The sequence below is a fragment of the Pseudomonas sp. Pseusp10 genome (assembly GCF_059492225.1).
In genome coordinates this window covers 5,586,504-5,603,880 of sequence record NZ_CP168528.1, presented here as the reverse complement: position 1 = coordinate 5,603,880, position 17,377 = coordinate 5,586,504, and the positions used below count along the sequence as shown (strand labels likewise).

The 17,377-nt window shown below is 60.5% G+C and carries 16 protein-coding genes; 13 read left to right on the top strand and 3 right to left on the bottom strand.

The features are described from left to right. Positions 1 to 139 precede the first annotated feature (139 nt). The 9 genes from ACEN8Z_RS25540 to ACEN8Z_RS25500 all read left to right on the top strand — a co-directional run bounded on the left by ACEN8Z_RS25540 (position 140) and on the right by ACEN8Z_RS25500 (position 10,877). Complete coding sequence (locus ACEN8Z_RS25540) at positions 140 to 871, top strand: response regulator (protein ID WP_495596052.1); 732 nt, start codon at positions 140 to 142, stop codon at positions 869 to 871. Next, entirely contained in the window at positions 861 to 2,330 is a 1,470-nt protein-coding gene (locus ACEN8Z_RS25535) for an ATP-binding protein (protein ID WP_495596051.1), read from the top strand. The genes ACEN8Z_RS25540 and ACEN8Z_RS25535 overlap by 11 nt, the downstream gene beginning before the upstream one ends. Positions 2,331 to 2,557: 227 nt before the next feature. Further along, positions 2,558 to 3,817, top strand: coding sequence for a D-mannose isomerase (locus ACEN8Z_RS25530; protein WP_495596050.1), 1,260 nt, complete (start codon positions 2,558 to 2,560; stop codon positions 3,815 to 3,817). Between the two features lie 117 nt (positions 3,818 to 3,934). Beyond that, entirely contained in the window at positions 3,935 to 5,233 is a 1,299-nt protein-coding gene (locus ACEN8Z_RS25525) for an ABC transporter substrate-binding protein (RefSeq protein ID WP_495596049.1), read from the top strand. A gap of 200 nt (positions 5,234 to 5,433) precedes the next feature. Next, positions 5,434 to 6,342: a carbohydrate ABC transporter permease gene (locus tag ACEN8Z_RS25520; protein ID WP_007974433.1), complete on the top strand. Its 909-nt coding sequence runs from the start codon at positions 5,434 to 5,436 to the stop codon at positions 6,340 to 6,342. After that, positions 6,335 to 7,180 (top strand): carbohydrate ABC transporter permease, encoded by an 846-nt coding sequence (locus ACEN8Z_RS25515; RefSeq protein WP_495596048.1) that lies wholly within the window; start codon positions 6,335 to 6,337, stop codon positions 7,178 to 7,180. The genes ACEN8Z_RS25520 and ACEN8Z_RS25515 overlap by 8 nt, the downstream gene beginning before the upstream one ends. 4 nt (positions 7,181 to 7,184) lie before the next feature. After that, positions 7,185 to 8,345 carry an ABC transporter ATP-binding protein gene (locus ACEN8Z_RS25510; RefSeq protein WP_495596047.1) on the top strand — a complete coding sequence of 387 codons (1,161 nt, stop codon included), beginning with the start codon at positions 7,185 to 7,187 and terminating at the stop codon, positions 8,343 to 8,345. 216 nt (positions 8,346 to 8,561) lie between these two features. Continuing rightward, the gene (locus tag ACEN8Z_RS25505) at positions 8,562 to 9,908 is read left to right on the top strand and encodes a carbohydrate porin (protein WP_495596046.1); all 1,347 of its coding nucleotides are present in this window, start codon (positions 8,562 to 8,564) and stop codon (positions 9,906 to 9,908) included. A 114-nt stretch (positions 9,909 to 10,022) separates the two neighbouring features. After that, positions 10,023 to 10,877 (top strand): D-hexose-6-phosphate mutarotase, encoded by an 855-nt coding sequence (locus ACEN8Z_RS25500; RefSeq protein WP_442096996.1) that lies wholly within the window; start codon positions 10,023 to 10,025, stop codon positions 10,875 to 10,877. Positions 10,878 to 11,002: 125 nt separating this feature from the next. Here the strand turns inward: ACEN8Z_RS25500 and ACEN8Z_RS25495 are convergent, their stop codons facing one another. Next, entirely contained in the window at positions 11,003 to 11,863 is an 861-nt protein-coding gene (locus ACEN8Z_RS25495; protein ID WP_170948639.1) for a MurR/RpiR family transcriptional regulator, read from the bottom strand. 228 nt (positions 11,864 to 12,091) lie between these two features. On the opposite strand from ACEN8Z_RS25495, the gene zwf reads away from it, so the two are divergent. The 4 genes from zwf to ACEN8Z_RS25475 all read left to right on the top strand — a co-directional run bounded on the left by zwf (position 12,092) and on the right by ACEN8Z_RS25475 (position 15,894). Continuing rightward, the gene (gene zwf, locus ACEN8Z_RS25490) at positions 12,092 to 13,561 is read left to right on the top strand and encodes a glucose-6-phosphate dehydrogenase (RefSeq protein WP_495596045.1); all 1,470 of its coding nucleotides are present in this window, start codon (positions 12,092 to 12,094) and stop codon (positions 13,559 to 13,561) included. After that, on the top strand, positions 13,548 to 14,261 hold the full coding sequence (gene pgl / locus ACEN8Z_RS25485) for a 6-phosphogluconolactonase (protein ID WP_495596044.1): 714 nt from the start codon (positions 13,548 to 13,550) through the stop codon (positions 14,259 to 14,261). The genes zwf and pgl overlap by 14 nt, the downstream gene beginning before the upstream one ends. Positions 14,262 to 14,278: 17 nt before the next feature. Then, positions 14,279 to 14,944, top strand: coding sequence for a bifunctional 4-hydroxy-2-oxoglutarate aldolase/2-dehydro-3-deoxy-phosphogluconate aldolase (locus ACEN8Z_RS25480; protein WP_007995989.1), 666 nt, complete (start codon positions 14,279 to 14,281; stop codon positions 14,942 to 14,944). 224 nt (positions 14,945 to 15,168) lie between these two features. Then, positions 15,169 to 15,894, top strand: coding sequence for an intradiol ring-cleavage dioxygenase (locus ACEN8Z_RS25475; protein ID WP_495596043.1), 726 nt, complete (start codon positions 15,169 to 15,171; stop codon positions 15,892 to 15,894). A 2-nt stretch (positions 15,895 to 15,896) separates the two neighbouring features. Here the strand turns inward: ACEN8Z_RS25475 and ACEN8Z_RS25470 are convergent, their stop codons facing one another. Continuing rightward, complete coding sequence (locus tag ACEN8Z_RS25470; RefSeq protein ID WP_495596042.1) at positions 15,897 to 17,078, bottom strand: aminotransferase class V-fold PLP-dependent enzyme; 1,182 nt, start codon at positions 17,076 to 17,078, stop codon at positions 15,897 to 15,899. A gap of 19 nt (positions 17,079 to 17,097) precedes the next feature. After that, complete coding sequence (locus ACEN8Z_RS25465) at positions 17,098 to 17,334, bottom strand: DUF3820 family protein (RefSeq protein ID WP_003227425.1); 237 nt, start codon at positions 17,332 to 17,334, stop codon at positions 17,098 to 17,100. Between the last annotated feature and the right edge of the window lie 43 nt (positions 17,335 to 17,377).

The following is a 17,377-nucleotide window of genomic DNA, read 5'->3' as shown; positions in this document are numbered from 1 at the left end:
TGCGGACTGACATTCAACATTAATGTCGACTGACACACCGCTTTCGCGAGCAAGCCCGCTCCCACAGTTGTTCTTCAGTGTTTGTAAAATCGGTGCTTAAGGCATAATCCGCCCAATTCAAACAACAAGGACGCCGCCCGTGAGCTCAGTCAACAAGTCGATTTTGTTGGTCGATGACGATCAAGAGATACGCGAGTTGCTGGACACCTACCTGACCCGCGCCGGGTTCCAGGTGCGTGCCACTGCCGACGGTGCCGGTTTTCGCCAGGCACTGAACGAGGCGCCGGCCGACCTGGTGATCCTTGACGTGATGCTGCCCGACGAGGACGGTTTCAGCCTGTGCCGCTGGATTCGCCAGCATCCACGCCAGGCGCAGGTGCCGATCATCATGCTCACCGCCAGTTCCGACGAAGCCGACCGCGTCATCGGCCTGGAACTGGGCGCCGACGATTATCTGGGCAAGCCGTTCAGTCCACGGGAATTGCAGGCGCGGATCAAGGCGTTGCTGCGCCGCGCGCAGTTCGGCCAGGAACGTAACGGCGGTGAGGTGCTGGCCTTCGATGACTGGCGCCTGGACATGGTCAGCCATCGGTTGTTTCACATCGATGGCGAAGAGGTGATTCTCTCGGGCGCCGACTTCGCACTGCTGAAACTGTTCCTCGATCACCCGCAGGAAATCCTCGACCGCGACACCATCGGCAACGCCACCCGTGGCCGCGATTTGATGCCCCTCGATCGCATCGTCGACATGGCGGTCAGCCGATTGCGCCAGCGCCTGCGCGACACTGAAAAACCGCCACGGCTGATCCGCACCGTGCGTGGCAGCGGCTACCAACTGGCGGCCAATGTGGTTGCCAGCAATGGCCACTGAGATTTTCCGCAAACTCGCCGGCAAAATACCGATGCCGCGTTCGCTGCTCGGGCGGATGTTGCTGTTGACCTTGCTGGCGGTGTTGTTCGCCCAGACGCTGTCGAGCGTGATCTGGGTTTCGCAATTGCGCGCCACGCAGCTCGAGGGCCTGGTCACCAGCGCCCGCAGCCTGGCCCATTCGATGACGGCCAGTGTCAGTTACTTCCGTTCGTTGCCGGTGGCGTTTCGGCCGTTGGTGCTCGATCAGTTGCGCAGCATGGGCGGCACCCGGTTCGTGGTGACGCTCAACGATAAACCTCTGGGCATGGAAGTACTGCCCATCACCCCGCGCAAAGCGGCGGTGCTCAAAGCGGTGGACGAAGTGCTGCGCGAGTCCCTCGGCCAGGACACAGACATCTCGGTAACCTTCGTCAGCCCGGAAGACCTGCGCATCTTCAATGGCGGCCTGAAGCTCGATGAGTTGCCTCGCTCCTGGGCGCACTACGCGCTGACCCTGGAACCGGTGAACCCGCCGGTGCTGGTCACGCAGATCCAGATGGCGCCAGGCGAATGGCTGTACATCGCCTCGCTGTTGCCCGAGCCCTATACCAGCCTTGAAGAGCAGGGCCTGCCGGCGCAGCAGGTGTGGTTCATCCTCCTGACCAGCGGCTTTTTGCTGTTGTTCATCGGCCTGCTGGTGCACTGGCAGAGTCGTCCGCTCAAGCGCCTGGCGCGGGCGGCCCGGGATCTGTCGTTGGGAGCCGACGTGGAACCGGTGGCCGAAGGCGGGGGCAGTGAAGTGGTCGAGGTTGGGCGCGCGTTCAACACCATGCGCGAGCGCATCAGCCGTTACCTGACGGAGCGCAGTCAGTTGTTCAGCGCCATTTCCCACGACCTGCGCACACCGATCACCCGCTTGCGCCTGCGGGTCGAATTGCTCGAGGACGAAACGCTGCAAACCAAGTTCGGGCGCGATCTTGACGAGCTCGAATTACTGGTCAAAGGCGCGCTGCAATGCGTGAAAGACACCGACATCCACGAGAATATCGAGTTGGTGGATCTCAACCATGTGCTCGACTGTCTGGTTGAGCCCTATCTCGCGCCGAACGGCAACGGCCGCGTGACCCAGCAGGGGCGGGCGCTGGCGGCGTACCCGGGCAAACCGCTGGCGCTCAAGCGTTGCATCGGCAACCTGATCGACAATGCATTGAAGTACGGGCAGAACGCGCACCTGCACATCGATGACGATGACAGCGCGTTCATCCTGCATGTCGATGATGAAGGGCCGGGTGTGCCGGAGCAGCGGCTGGAGCAGGTGTTCGAGCCGCACTTTCGACTGGCCGGGCAGCAGCAGGGGTATGGATTGGGCTTGGGGATTGCCCGCAACATTGCCCATAGCCATGGTGGTGAGGTCAGCTTGCAGAACCTGCGTGAGGGCGGGTTGCGGGTGACCTTGCAGTTGCCACGCAGCGTTGACTAGTTAGACCGCGTTATCGTTCATCGCGAGCAAGCTCGCTCCCACATTGGATTTGTGTACGACGCAGCCCCCCTGTGGGAGCGAGCTTGCTCGCGATGGCGCCAGATCAATCACCACATCCATTCAGCAAATGTCACAGCCTGGTGACATAACCCACCCCCTTCGTTACAAGCCCGCCGCTGCCCGTTGTTTAGACTGCCCCTCAGTCATAACAACAAAAAAGGTACGCCATGGACACCCTCCAACCAGCCTTCAGCAGTTGGCTGAACGCACCTGCCCATCAGCAATGGCTCGCCGCCGAAGGCCTGCGCTTGTTGAGTTTTGCCAGGGCTTCAAAACTCCCTGAAGGCTTCGGCAACCTCGATGAACAAGGTCGCCTCCCGGCTGATGCGCAAGCCCAGACCATGAACACCGCGCGTATGACCCACAGCTTCGCCATGGCCCATATTCAGGGCTTGCCGGGTTTCGCCGAGCTGGTCGATCACGGCGTCGCCGCCCTGCGCGGGCCGTTGCGCGATGCGGTTCACGGCGGCTGGTTCGCCACTGCCGAACATCGCGACGGCAACACCGGCAAGAACGCCTATCTGCATGCCTTCGTCGCGCTGGCCGCCAGCTCTGCGGTGGTCGCACAGCGTCCCGGTGCTCAAGCCCTGCTCGATGATGCGATCGACATCATCGACACCTGTTTCTGGAGCGAAGAAGAAGGTGCGATGCGCGAGTCTTTCAACCGCGACTTCAGTTGCGAAGAAGCCTATCGCGGTGCCAACAGCAACATGCACGCCACCGAAGCCTTCCTCGCCCTGGCCGATGTCACCGATGACAATCGCTGGTTGTGCCGCGCCCAGCGCATCGTGGAACGTGTGATCCATGGCCACGCCGCCGCCAACGACTACCTGGTGATCGAGCATTTCGACCGCGACTGGCAGCCACTGCGGGACTACAACCGCGACAATCCGGCCGACGGCTTTCGCCCCTACGGCACCACCCCGGGCCACGGTTTCGAGTGGGCGCGACTGTTGCTGCACCTCGAAGCTTCGCGGGTGAAAGCCGGGATGCTCACGCCGGGCTGGCTGGTCACCGACGCGCAAAAACTGTTCGAGCACAATTGCCTCCACGGCTGGGACATCGATGGCGCGCCGGGCATTGTCTACACCCTCGATTGGGACAACAAAGCGGTGGTCCGCCACCGCCTGCACTGGACCCATTGCGAGGCCAGCGCCGCCGCCAGTGCCTTGCTCAAGCGCACTGCAGAGGCGCAGTACGAACACTGGTACCGACTATTCTGGGAGTTCTGTGACCGTCATTTCATCGATCGCGAAGGCGGCAGCTGGCATCACGAACTCGACCCGCTGAACCGCCCGAGTGCCGATATCTGGCCCGGCAAGCCTGACCTTTATCACGCCTGGCAAGCCGTGCTGATTCCGCGCCTGCCTCTGGCGCCGAGCATGGCCAGTGCGCTGGCACAGCTGTCCCAGAGCGGTTCTATGTAACCATACGGTGACATACGCGCGTCCCTTCGTTACCTGCCGGGGGATGGCGCCTGTTTAAAATCCTATGCAGCGCAAGCAACAGACTTGCATGCATAACAACAAGAAAGGTGCTCCTAGATGAATGCGATTTCTCGCCTCGCTACTGTCATTTCTCTCGCTTCCCTGTCTGCACTCCCCCTCAGTGTCCTTGCCGCCGAATCCAAAGGTTCCGTTGAAGTCGTTCACTGGTGGACTTCCGGTGGTGAAAAAGCAGCGGTCGATGTCCTGAAGGCACAAGTCGAAAAAGACGGCTTCACCTGGAAGGATGGCGCGGTCGCCGGTGGTGGCGGTTCCACGGCCATGACCGTACTCAAGAGTCGCGCCGTAGCCGGCAACCCGCCGGGCGTTGCACAGATCAAGGGTCCGGACATCCAGGAGTGGGGCAGCACTGGCCTGCTCAGCACCGACGCGCTGAAAGAAGTTTCGAAGGCGGAAAACTGGGATGGCCTGCTGTCGAAAAAAGTCTCCGACACGGTGAAGTACGAAGGTGACTATGTCGCCGTGCCGGTGAACATCCACCGCGTCAACTGGCTGTGGATCAACCCGGAGGTGTTCAAGAAAGCCGGGATCGAAAAGGCCCCGACCACCCTCGAAGAATTCTATGCCGCTGGCGACAAGCTCAAAGCCGCAGGCTTCATCGCGCTCGCCCACGGTGGCCAGCCTTGGCAGGACAGCACCGTGTTTGAAGACGTGGTGCTCTCGGTGATGGGCGCTGACGGTTACAAGAAAGCCCTGGTCGACCTGGACCAGAAAAGCCTGTCCGGCCCGGAGATGACCAAGTCGTTCGCCGAGCTGAAAAAGATCACCGGCTACATGGACCCGAACCGCGCCGGTCGTGACTGGAACATCGCCGCCGCCGACGTCATCAATGGCAAGGCCGGTATGCAGATGATGGGCGACTGGGCGAAAAGCGAGTGGACGGCGGCGAAGAAAGTCGCGGGCAAGGACTACCAGTGCGTAGCGTTCCCGGGCACCGAAAAAGCCTTCACCTACAACATCGACTCCCTGGCGGTGTTCAAGCTCAAGGCTGATCGCAAGGGTGACATCGCCGCGCAACAAGACCTGGCCAAGGTCGCGTTGGGCACCGACTTCCAGAAAGTCTTCAGCATGAACAAGGGTTCGATCCCGGTGCGCAACGACATGCTGAACGAAATGGACAAGCTCGGCTTCGACGAGTGTGCCCAGAAGTCGGCTAAGGACTTCATCGCGGACGACAAGACCGGCGGTCTGCAACCGAGCATGGCGCACAACATGGCCACGTCTCTGGCCGTGCAGGGCGCGATCTTCGACGTGGTCACCAACTTCATGAACGACAAGGACGCAGACCCGGCCAAGGCCAGCGCCCAACTGGCTTCGGCTGTCAAAGCTGCCCAGTAACTCGTAATCGCCGCAGGTGATCCTGCGGCAAACCCCAGAGAGAGCTCCGCCCCATTGTAGGAGCGAGCTTGCTCGCGATGGACTACCAAACACCGCGATCATCCAGACAGAACCCGGTGTTCTTGATTCCATCGCGAGCAAGCTCGCTCCTACAGGGGGGAACTCTGTCCGGATTTCACTTCTCCACCTGGATAATCCCGATGAGCTCTGTGGCGGTTTTCAGCAAAGCCTCACCGTTCGATGCCCTGCAACGCTGGCTACCCAAGTTGGTACTCGCGCCGAGCATGCTGATCGTGTTGGTTGGTTTCTACGGTTACATCATCTGGACGTTCATTCTGTCCTTCACCAATTCCAGCTTCATGCCGAGCTACAAGTGGGTTGGCCTGCAGCAATACATGCGCCTGATGGACAACGACCGCTGGTGGGTCGCGAGCAAGAACCTCGCGGTGTTCGGCGGCATGTTCATCGGTATCAGCCTGGTGCTGGGCGTGTTCCTCGCCGTGCTGCTGGACCAGCGCATTCGCAAGGAAGGCTTCATCCGCACCGTTTACCTGTACCCGATGGCGCTGTCGATGATCGTCACCGGTACCGCGTGGAAATGGCTGCTCAACCCCGGCCTGGGCCTGGACAAGATGCTGCGTGACTGGGGCTGGGAAGGCTTCCGTCTCGACTGGCTGGTGGATCAGGATCGCGTTGTCTACTGCCTGGTGATCGCCGCCGTGTGGCAAGCCTCCGGGTTTGTCATGGCGATGTTCCTCGCCGGCCTGCGCGGTGTCGATCAATCGATCATCCGTGCCGCGCAAGTCGATGGTGCGAGCCTGCCGACCATCTACCTGAAGATCGTCCTGCCGAGCCTGCGTCCGGTGTTCTTCAGTGCGTTCATGATCCTGGCGCACATTGCGATCAAGAGCTTCGACCTGGTCGCGGCGATGACCGCGGGCGGCCCGGGTTACTCCTCCGACCTGCCGGCGATGTTCATGTATTCCTTCACCTTCAGCCGTGGCCAGATGGGCATCGGTTCGGCCAGCGCCATGCTGATGCTTGGTGCCGTGCTGACTATCCTTGTGCCGTACCTGTACTCTGAGCTGCGAGGCAAACGCCATGACTAATCAACTCGGCAAGCCAGCCTTGAGCTTCAGCCGCATTGCGATCTACGCAACCCTGTTGCTGGCGGCTGCGGTGTACCTGATCCCGCTGGTGGTGATGCTGCTGACCAGTTTCAAATCCCCGGAAGACATCCGCACCGGCAACCTGTTGAGCTGGCCGACCGTGATCGACGGTATCGGCTGGATCAAGGCCTGGGATGTGGTTGGCGGCTACTTCTGGAACTCGGTGAAGATCACCGTGCCGGCGGTTCTGATTTCTACCTTTATCGGCGCAATGAACGGCTACGTGCTGTCGATGTGGCGCTTCCGAGGTTCGCAACTGTTCTTCGGCCTGCTGTTGTTCGGTTGCTTCCTGCCATTCCAGACCGTGCTGTTGCCGGCCTCGTTCACCCTCGGCAAGTTCGGCCTGGCCAACACCACCACCGGCCTGGTGCTGGTGCACGTGGTCTACGGCCTGGCGTTCACCACGCTGTTCTTCCGCAACTACTACGTGAGCATTCCGGATGCGCTGGTCAAGGCCGCAAGGCTCGATGGCGCGGGCTTCTTCACGATCTTCCTGAAAATCCTGCTGCCGATGTCGATCCCGATCGTGATGGTCTGCCTGATCTGGCAGTTCACCCAGATCTGGAATGACTTCCTGTTCGGCGTGGTCTTCGCCAGCGGCGACGCCCAGCCAATTACCGTGGCCCTGAACAACCTGGTCAACACCAGCACCGGGGTCAAGGAATACAACGTTGATATGGCCGCCGCGATGATCGCCGGGCTGCCGACACTGCTGGTCTACATATTCGCTGGCAAGTATTTCCTGCGTGGGCTGACGTCCGGCGCGGTCAAGGGGTAGAAAAATGGCAACTCTCGAATTACGCAACGTCAACAAGACCTACGGCCCCGGCCTGCCGGACACCCTGAAAAACATCGAACTGAAAATCGATGACGGTGAGTTCCTGATCCTGGTCGGCCCGTCGGGCTGCGGCAAGTCGACCTTGATGAACTGCATCGCCGGCCTGGAAACCATCAGCGGCGGTGCGATCCTGGTGGACGACGCGGACATCAGCGGCATGAGCCCCAAGGATCGCGACATCGCCATGGTGTTCCAGTCCTACGCGCTGTACCCGACCATGAGCGTGCGCGACAACATCGCCTTCGGCCTGAAGATTCGCAAAATGCCGACGGCCGAAATCGACGAAGAAGTCGCTCGGGTTTCCAAGCTGTTGCAGATCGAGCACCTGCTCAGTCGCAAGCCTGGCCAGCTCTCCGGTGGCCAGCAGCAACGTGTGGCGATGGGTCGTGCATTGGCGCGGCGGCCGAAGATTTATCTGTTCGACGAACCACTGTCCAACCTCGACGCCAAGCTGCGGGTCGAGATGCGCACCGAAATGAAACTGATGCACCAGCGCCTGAAAACCACCACGGTCTACGTGACCCACGACCAGATCGAAGCCATGACCCTGGGCGACAAGGTGGCGGTGATGAAGGACGGGATCATCCAGCAGTTCGGCACGCCGAAAGACATCTACAACAACCCGGCCAACCTGTTCGTGGCGAGCTTCATCGGCTCGCCGCCAATGAATTTCATCCCGCTGCGCCTGCAGCGCAAGGACGGTCGTCTGCTGGCGCTGCTCGACAGCGGCCAGGCCCGTTGCGAATTGCCGCTGGGCATGCAGGACGCCGGTCTTGAAGACCGCGAAGTGATCCTCGGCATGCGCCCTGAACAGATCATTCTGGCCAACGGCGAAGCGAATGGCTTGCCGACCATTCGTGCCGAAGTCCAGGTCACCGAACCGACCGGTCCCGACACCCTGGTCTTCGTCAATCTCAACGACACCAAGGTCTGCTGCCGCCTGGCACCGGACGTGGCGCCGGCGGTGGGCGAGACCCTGACCCTGCAATTCGATCCGGCGAAAGTGCTGCTGTTCGATGCCAAGAGCGGCGAGCGGCTGGGGGTTGCCGGTGTGGCAAAAGCGGAGACTCACGCTGCCAACGTAGCGCAATTCAAAAGCCGCTGAAGAACAAGACTGTAGGAGCAGCCGGTCGACGCTCGATTGCTCGCGATGATCTCAATGGCGCCGCATTTAATCAGAAAGTACGCGTCGTTATTGCGTTCATCGCGAGCAAGCTCGCTCCTACAGGGGGGGATATGCGCCGGGTGGAGACATCCGTCGCAACTGATGTAACCGCGTTAAAAAAAGAAAAGTTAATAACAATAAAACGAGGATGTAGGGATGAAGATGAAGAACAAGGCCCGGTTGATCTGCCAAGTGTCAGCAGCGGCAGCACTGGTTCTGGCCGGCAATGCGATGGCCGATGAAGCGTTCAGCTCCGGCTCCAAGTGGATGACGGGCGACTGGGGTGGCGAGCGTACCAAGCTGATCGAGCAAGGCATCGACATCAAGATGGATTACGTCGGTGAAGTCGGCGGCAATCTGCATGGCGGTTTCAACGATGACAAGACCGCGCGCTACAGCGACCAGTTCGGCCTGGGCGCGGCGCTGGACCTGGAAAAACTGTTCGGCTGGGACAACACCCAGGCCAAGATCCAGCTCACCAACCGTAACGGCGAGAACATCTCCAATGACCGTATCGGCGACCCGCGTGCCGGCACCCTGAGTTCTTCCCAGGAAGTCTTCGGTCGTGGCCATATGGTCCGTCTGACCCAGTTGTGGATCCAGCACCAGTTCTTCGACAACAAACTGGACGTCAAGGCCGGTTACTTCGGCGAAGGTGAAGACTTCAACACCTTCCCGTGCGAATTCCAGAACCTGGCGTTCTGCGGATCCCAGGTGGGTAACTGGGCCACCAACGTCTGGTTCAACTGGCCGGTCAGCCAGGCGGCGATCCGCGTGAAGTACAACATCAACGACGAGCTCTACGCCCAGATTGGCGCGTACAACCAGAACCCGTCGCAACTGGAGCACGGAAACGGCTTCAAGCTCAGCGGCAGCGGTACAGCTGGCACCGTTTTGCCGGTCGAGCTGGTCTGGTCGCCGAAGGTCAACAGCCTGCCGGGTGAATACCGTGTCGGTTACTACAAAAGCACAGCTCCTGCTGATGACGTTCTCAAGGACGACAACGGTCAGGACGCAGCGACCACCGGCAACGCATTCCGCGTCCACGATAGCAAGCACGGCTACTGGTTCGTCGCGCAGCAGCAACTCACCAGTCACAACGGTGACGCTTCTCGCGGTCTGAACATCGCCGCCAACGCCACCTTCCACGACAAGGACACTAACGTCGTCGACAACTACCAGTCGCTGATGTTCGTGTACAAGGGCCCGTTCGACGCGCGTCCGAAGGATGACGTGGGTATCGGTTTCGCCCGTATCCATGTCAACGATGACGTGAAGAAAAACGCCGAGCTGACTAACGCAGCCAACGGTGTTTCGGACTACAACAATCCACTGTTCTCGCCCATTCGTGAAACCGAATACAACTACGAGCTCAACTATGGTTTCCACGTGACCAACTGGCTGACCGTGCGTCCCAACCTGCAATACATCACGCACCCGGGTGGTGTGGATCAAGTCGACAACGCGCTGGTGGCCGGCCTGAAAATTCAGTCGGTGTTCTGACGCGTCTGCGATAAGCTTCTCTCCATGTGCGCATATTTGCGGACAGCCATGGCTGTCCGCTTTTTTTTGCGGGCCGCGCACCCCGGTGACAGATGATTTTCAGGATCGTGGCACATGCTTGAGCATCCGCTACAACGCTTCTTCAAATCCTTGCGCGAGCGTTCCGTGTTCGCGTGGGAGCGCTATCAGATGCGCGACGTGCTGGTGATCGATCATCCGCTGTGTCAGGCGGTGTTCAGTCGTCAGGGGGCGCAGTTGTTGCACTTCCAGCCCAAGGGACAAAAGCCCTGGCTGTGGTGCGCGGCGAAGTGGCCGCAGGTCGGTGCCATTCGCGGTGGCGTGCCGGTGTGTTGGCCGTGGTATGGCCGGCATCCGAGCGAAAACGCCTGGCCGTCCCATGGCTGGGCCCGATTGCTCGACTGGAAACTGCTCGACAGCAACAGTGGCGACGATGGCGTGCGTTTGCACTGGCAACTGAAATTGTGCGACTGGCAGGTAGACCTGCACGCGCACCTGGGTGAGCGCATGGAGTTGCGCCTGAGCACCGAGCATCAGGATGACATGCCGTGCCAGTTGAGCCAGGCTTTGCATGCTTACTGGCGTATTGGCGATGTCAGTGAGGTAGCGCTGTCTGGGCTCGAAGGTGCGCAGGGTTACGACCAGTTGAGCCGGCAGGTTTGTCAGCAGGAAGGCGAATTACGCGTGGACGGCGGTTGTCAGCGGGTGTTCCAGCACGACGGTGAATTACAACTCAATGACCATGCCTGGCAGCGGGCGTTGTGCATCGATACGGGTGAAACGGCCGACACGGTGGTGTGGCATCCCGGCTCGCGGCCATTGCTTGGCGTGACCTGGAACGAGATATCCGAATTCGTTTGCGTAGAGGCCGCAAGCGGCGGCACCGACAGCCTGTGCCTGAAACCGGGGGAGCGGGCGCATTTGAGTTTGCAGGCGCGGGTGGGGGTTTAGCTCAGCATCTGTGGTGCTCCGTATACCGCCATCGCGAGCAAGCTCGCTCCCACATTTGGAATGCATTCCCCTGTGGGAGCGAGCTTGCTCGCGATGAGGCCATTCAGAGCGATGGAGATGCTGGATTAATTAAACTCATCCCCAACGGGATACCGACTCGCATTCAAGCTCTCCTTGATCTTGCGCAAATGCGGCTGGAAATCCACACCACGGCGCAACGTCATGCCGGTGGCGAGCACGTCCAGCACGGTCAACTGAATGATTCGCGAAGTCATCGGCATGTAGATGTCGGTGTCCTCCGGCAGCGGGATGTTCAGGCTCAGGGTGCTGGCCTTGGCCAGTGGCGAGTTCTCGGCGGTCAGGCCAAGGACCGAGGCGCCGTTTTCCCGGGCGATGCGCGCCACTTCCACCAGTTCGCGGGTGCGGCCGGTGTAGGAAATGATCACGAACAATTCGCCGGTATGGGCCACCGAGGCAATCATGCGCTGCATCAGCACGTCCGCGTGGGCGGTGACGGCGAGGTTAAAGCGGAAGAATTTGTGCTGCGCATCCAGTGCCACCGGGGCCGAGGCGCCGAGGCCGAAGAAGTGGATCTGCCGCGCCTGGATCAACAGGTCGACAGCGCGGCTGATCAGGTTCGGGTCCAGGGCCTGACAGGCGCTGTCCAGCGAGGCGATGGCGCTGCCGAAGATCTTCTGGGTATAGGCTTCAGGGTTGTCGTCGGCTTCCACCGCGCGGCTGACATACGCGGCGCCACTGGCCAGGCTTTGCGCCAATTGCAGTTTGAGCTCGGGGTAACCGCTGACGCCGAACGAACGGCAGAAACGGTTGACCGTCGGTTCACTGACCGAAGCAGCCTGGGCGAGGGCGGCGATACTGAACCGGGTAGCCTGCTGCGGGTTGAGCAGGATCACCTCGGCGACTTTGCGCTCGGCCTTGTTCAGCTCTTCAAGGCGATTCTGGATTTGTTCCAGTAAATTTCGCACGCGGTCCATATGGGATTCCTTGATTCACCGGCGCCGATAAGCGCGCGGCTAATGCAAAAAGGGCCTTTGGTGAGGCCCGTAACGGTGGCCTATCCTACTGATGGCTCCGACCGACCACCACTCGGAATCTGTATTTTGCGAAAATGTTGTGGTTATTACTACATTTTCCCTTGAGTGATGCCTTGAAAAAAGGTATTTGTAGCTTAACTTGATAAAAGAACAAACATCATGCTCTCGATTACGGTTGAACCGTGCACCTTTGCCTTGTTCGGCGCCCTTGGCGATCTGGCCTTGCGCAAGCTGTTTCCTGCCCTCTATCAACTTGACGGTGCCGGCCTGCTGCACGAGGACACGCGCATCATCGCGCTGGCCCGTGAGGCTGGCAGCGAGCAGGAACACCTGACCTTCATCGCCGCCGAGCTGCGCCGCTATGTCGGTGCCAAAGAGCTGGACGAAGCCGTGGTCGAGCGTTTTCTGGCGCGCCTGAGTTACCTGCACGTCGATTTCCTCAAGTCCGAAGACTATGTGGCCCTGGCCGAAGTTGCCGGTACCACGCAACGTGTCATTGCCTACTTCGCCACGCCGGCAGCCGTCTACGGCGCGATTTGCGAGAACCTGGCCAAGGTCGGCCTCGCGCAAAACACCCGTGTGGTGCTGGAAAAGCCCATCGGCTCGGACCTGGAATCCTCGCGCAAGGTCAACGACGCCGTGGCGCAGTTCTTCCCGGAGAACCGCACCTACCGCATCGACCATTATCTGGGCAAGGAAACCGTCCAGAACCTGATCGCCCTGCGTTTCGCCAACAGCCTGTTCGAAACCCAGTGGAACCAGAATTACATTTCCCACGTGGAAATCACCGTGGCCGAGAAGGTTGGCATCGAAGGCCGTTGGGGCTACTTCGACAAGGCCGGCCAGCTGCGGGACATGATTCAGAATCACCTGTTGCAACTGCTCTGCCTGATCGCCATGGACCCGCCGGCCGACCTGTCCGCCGACAGCATCCGTGACGAGAAGGTCAAAGTGCTCAAGGCCCTGGCGCCGATCAGCCCGGAAGGCCTGACCACTCAGGTGGTGCGCGGCCAGTACATCGCCGGCTACAGCGAAGGCAAAGCGGTGCCGGGGTACCTGGAAGAACCCAATTCCAACACCCAGAGCGACACTGAAACTTTTGTCGCCCTGCGTGCCGACATCCGCAACTGGCGCTGGGCAGGCGTGCCGTTTTACCTGCGTACCGGCAAGCGCATGCCGCAGAAGCTGTCGCAGATCGTCATCCACTTCAAGGAACCGTCGCACTACATTTTCGCTCCCGAGCAGCGCCTGCAAATCAGCAACAAGCTGATTATCCGCCTGCAACCGGACGAAGGCATTTCCTTGCGTGTCATGACCAAAGATCAAGGCCTGGACAAAGGCATGCAGCTGCGCAGCGGTCCGTTGCAGCTGAATTTTTCCGACACCTGGAGCAGCGCACGGATTCCCGATGCCTACGAACGGTTGTTGCTGGAAGTGATGCGCGGCAATCAGAACCTGTTTGTCCGTAAAGATGAAATCGAAGCCGCGTGGAAGTGGTGTGACCAGTTGATCGCCGGGTGGAAGAAGTCCGGTGATGCGCCCAAGCCGTATGCGGCCGGGTCCTGGGGGCCGATGAGCTCCATTGCTCTGATCACGCGGGACGGGAGGTCGTGGTATGGCGATATCTAAACTGAAACTGCCGCAGGGCGTCAGCGCCCATGCGTTCAAGAGCCCGGTGTTGCTAGCCGAAGGCTTGGCACTGAATGTGGCCAAACAATTGAGCGACGCGATCGAAGCCCAGGGCACTGCGACCCTTGTGGTTTCCGGTGGCCGCAGCCCGGTGGCGTTTTTCCAGCACCTGGCCAGGCAGACGCTGGACTGGTCGAATGTGGTGATCAGCCTGGCCGACGAGCGCTGGGTGCCGGTGGAACATGCCGACAGCAACGCCGGCCTGCTCAAGAAATATCTGTTGCAAGGCCCGGCGGCCAAGGCGCAGTTCCTGAGTCTGTACAGCGCCAGTGCCAACCTTGAACAGGCTGCCGAGCAGGCGGACCGTTTGCTGTCCGAGCTGCCTACGATCGACGTGCTGATCCTCGGCATGGGCGATGACGGCCACACCGCGTCGCTGTTCCCCAACAGTCCGAACCTTGCCGAAGCATTGCAGGCCGACGGTGTCCGTCGTTGCTGGCCGATGCTGGCGCCGACCGTGCCGCATCAGCGCCTGACCATGAGCCGCGCGCTGCTGGCCTCGGCCAAGCACAAAGTTCTGTCGATTTCCGGTCAGTCCAAGTTGACCACCCTGAGTACCGCACTGGCGGGTGACGATGTCGCCGCAATGCCGGTTCGCGCATTTCTGCAACCCACGTTAGAGATTTACTGGTGCCCATGAGCCAAGGAACAGCCGCTATGACAAACCCATCCCCGACCGTTTCCATGGCGGACAAAGTTGCCCTGATCGACAGCCTCTGCGCGAAAGCGCGGATTCTGCCGGTGATCACCATCGCCCGCGAGCAGGACATTCTGCCGCTGGCTGACGCTCTCGCGGCCGGTGGCCTGACGGCCCTGGAAGTGACCCTGCGTTCGCAATTCGGCCTCAAGGCGATCCAGATTCTGCGCGAGCAGCGCCCGGAGCTGGTGACCGGTGCCGGCACTGTGCTCGATCGCCACATGCTGGCGGCGGCGGAGGCGGCGGGCTCGCAATTCATCGTTACGCCGGGCATCACCCGTGACCTGCTCGAAGCCAGTGTCGCCAGCCCGATTCCACTGTTGCCGGGTATCAGCAATGCCTCGGGCATCATGGAAGGCTACGGTCTGGGTTACCGCCGCTTCAAGCTGTTCCCGGCGGAAGTCAGCGGCGGCGTCGCGGCCATCAAGGCCCTGGGCGGCCCGTTCGGCGAAGTGAAATTCTGCCCGACCGGCGGCGTGGGACCTGCCAATATCAAGAGCTACATGGCATTGAAAAACGTCATGTGCGTGGGCGGTAGCTGGATGCTTGATCCGGAGTGGATCAAGAACGGCGACTGGGCCCGCATTCAGGAATGCACCGCCGAGGCTTTGGCGCTGCTGGACTGATCGCTTCACCCGACACTTCGTTGTGTGTTCTACGGCTTTACGGTGCGCTTGGTCGGTGCACCGTTTTTTTTGCCTGAAGAAAGTTGCCTGGATCGACTCATCCCCCCTGTGGGAGCGAGCTTGCTCGCCCCCACAGGGGCGGGAACATCATGCGATACATAGTTACCGCATACCGAAAGTCGACCGGTGCTAGCCTGCGTTCATCTTATGGAAGAGAGAACGTCATGGAAGACAACACCTTCGCAGTCCCCTCAGCACCGGTTTACCTGCTGTCCCCCGAACAGATTGCCGGCCCGTATTTCCGCAATCCGAAACTGATCCGCAGAAACAACAGCGAAGGTGCCGATGGCATTCCGTTGGTGCTGCGGCTGACCATTGTCGATGCCATGACCGGTGAGCCAGTCCCCGATGCGCTGGTGGATATCTGGCATTGCAATGCGCGGGGGGCCTATTCCGGCTGGAGCAAGATCAACCCGGATGTCGAGGTCGATACCGGTGATATCGGCGCTGTCCCGCGAACCGATGACGATACCTACCTGCGCGGCGGGCAGTTCACCGACAAGTCGGGCATCGTGCGCTTCACCACGATCTATCCGGGCTTTTACGCCGGTCGCGCCCTGCACATTCACGTCGCCGTGCGCATCACGACCGGCAACAACTATTTGCAGGAGCGGCATGTCGCCTGGGTCGGGCAGCTTTATCTGCCTGAGGTGGCCTCGCGTTCGGTGCTCGGCAGCCGACCGTACAGCGGCCGAGCCGTACCGGTACTGAGCAACGATAAGGATTTTTTTTATACAACCATGGGCGGTGACAAATCGACCTTGAGCGTGCACACCCTGGGGCGGGATTCGGCTGAAGACGGATACTTCGGGCAGATGACCATCGGCATCGACACGTTCGCCGTGTCGACACAGATCAAACCCGAAGACTTCGACAAGTACACCGTCTGAGGTCAGCCCAGTTCGGTCAGTGCCCTGGTCAGCACATCCATGTCGGCCGCCGTAGTAGTCAGCCCCGGCGTAATGCGGATGCACGGACCGCACGCCGCGCCACTGCGCGTCACGGTGAACAGGTTGTACTCATTGAGCAGGCGCTCGACCATGACTTGCTGGTCGGCATGCCGGGTAAAGCGCATCGACGTAATGCCGCAATACAGGCGCGGGTCATCCGGGGTCAGGACTTCGATGCCCGGTAACTGCCGCGCCGCACCGACCCAGCGATTGCGCAGATAATTGAGCCGCGCGCCCTTGGCCGCGGCACCACCCATCGCCCAATGTTCTTCGAGCACCAGCGGCAGGGTCAGCAGCGCCGGGATGTTGAGGGTGCTGTACGAGGTACGGGCGCGAATGTCAGTGACCGGGAAGTGCATCTCGCCCATGTCCAGATCGATGTCAGCCAGGCGTTCGGGGGCGATGTAGATAAAACCGAGCGTCAGCGGTGCGCCGATCCACTTGTGCAGGTTGTAGCCGGCGAAGGCGATACCGAGTTCGGCCAGGTCGAATTCGAGTTGGCCGAGGGCATGGGCCCCGTCGAGGATGACGTCGATGCCATGTTCTTTCGCGGCGGCTGCAATCGCCTGCACCGGCATTACCAGGCCCGTGCGATGGGTGACGTGGGTCAGGGCCATCAACTTCAGCCGTGGGTGCCGCGCGAAGGCTTCTCGATAGGTATTGAGCAGGCTGTCGAAGGTTGCCGGGTGCGCGTGTTCGATCTCGATCACTTCGACACCACGATTGCGTGCCAGCCAACGCATGGCGCCTTTGACCGTGTCGTATTCCAGATCGCAAATCAGTACCTGATCGCCGGGCTGGAGCCGGTTGTAGTTGCGGATCAGCGATTGCAAACCTTCCGACGCGTTTCGGGTCAGGGCGATGCTGTCGGCGGGTACGCCAATCATCCTGGCCAGTTGCGCGCGGATCTTCAGGCTGTCGGCCTGTTCGAAACGCTGACGCACGTACACCGAGTTGCTGCGGTTGATGAGCTCGATGTTGCGCTGGTACTCCTCGACCACCGTGCGGGACATGCGCCCGAAGTAACCGTTCTCCAGGTTGAGCGGGCCGGGTTCGACATCGTAACGGTCGGCAAAGGTTTGCCAGAAGGCTTCATCACGGGCGCGGCGGGTGTTGTCGGGCATGGGGTACTCGGTAGGTGATTCAGTGGCGCGGGGCCGGTTTGCCGTGTTTGGCGCGCAGCGGTTCGAGCAAGTCCGACAAACCGTTGTGATCGATTTCCTGCATCAGGGCCAGCAAGCCACCCAACTCACCATGGGGGAAACCCTCCCGGGCGAACCAGTTAAGGTAAGGGCCGGGCAGGTCGGCAATGATTCGCCCCTTGTACTTGCCGAAGGGCATTTCGCGGGTGATCAGCAGTTCGAGTTTTTCAGGATTCATCGATCGGTCGTCTTGATTCAGTCAGTCTGGAAAATACAGGCCT

Bases quoted from the DNA above. Each gene is read 5' to 3' on its own strand.
- pgl (WP_495596044.1), top strand. From the start codon at position 13,548: ATGGCGATATCTAAACTGAAACTGCCGCAGGGCGTCAGCGCCCATGCG.
- ACEN8Z_RS25500 (WP_442096996.1), top strand. From the start codon at position 10,023: ATGCTTGAGCATCCGCTACAACGCTTCTTCAAATCCTTGCGCGAGCGT.
- ACEN8Z_RS25480 (WP_007995989.1), top strand. From the start codon at position 14,279: ATGACAAACCCATCCCCGACCGTTTCCATGGCGGACAAAGTTGCCCTG.
- ACEN8Z_RS25525 (WP_495596049.1), top strand. From the start codon at position 3,935: ATGAATGCGATTTCTCGCCTCGCTACTGTCATTTCTCTCGCTTCCCTG.
- ACEN8Z_RS25510 (WP_495596047.1), top strand. From the start codon at position 7,185: ATGGCAACTCTCGAATTACGCAACGTCAACAAGACCTACGGCCCCGGC.
- ACEN8Z_RS25520 (WP_007974433.1), top strand. From the start codon at position 5,434: ATGAGCTCTGTGGCGGTTTTCAGCAAAGCCTCACCGTTCGATGCCCTG.
- zwf (WP_495596045.1), top strand. From the start codon at position 12,092: ATGCTCTCGATTACGGTTGAACCGTGCACCTTTGCCTTGTTCGGCGCC.
- ACEN8Z_RS25530 (WP_495596050.1), top strand. From the start codon at position 2,558: ATGGACACCCTCCAACCAGCCTTCAGCAGTTGGCTGAACGCACCTGCC.
- ACEN8Z_RS25465 (WP_003227425.1), bottom strand. From the start codon at position 17,334: ATGAATCCTGAAAAACTCGAACTGCTGATCACCCGCGAAATGCCCTTC.
- ACEN8Z_RS25475 (WP_495596043.1), top strand. From the start codon at position 15,169: ATGGAAGACAACACCTTCGCAGTCCCCTCAGCACCGGTTTACCTGCTG.
- ACEN8Z_RS25470 (WP_495596042.1), bottom strand. From the start codon at position 17,078: ATGCCCGACAACACCCGCCGCGCCCGTGATGAAGCCTTCTGGCAAACC.
- ACEN8Z_RS25505 (WP_495596046.1), top strand. From the start codon at position 8,562: ATGAAGATGAAGAACAAGGCCCGGTTGATCTGCCAAGTGTCAGCAGCG.
- ACEN8Z_RS25515 (WP_495596048.1), top strand. From the start codon at position 6,335: ATGACTAATCAACTCGGCAAGCCAGCCTTGAGCTTCAGCCGCATTGCG.
- ACEN8Z_RS25535 (WP_495596051.1), top strand. From the start codon at position 861: ATGGCCACTGAGATTTTCCGCAAACTCGCCGGCAAAATACCGATGCCG.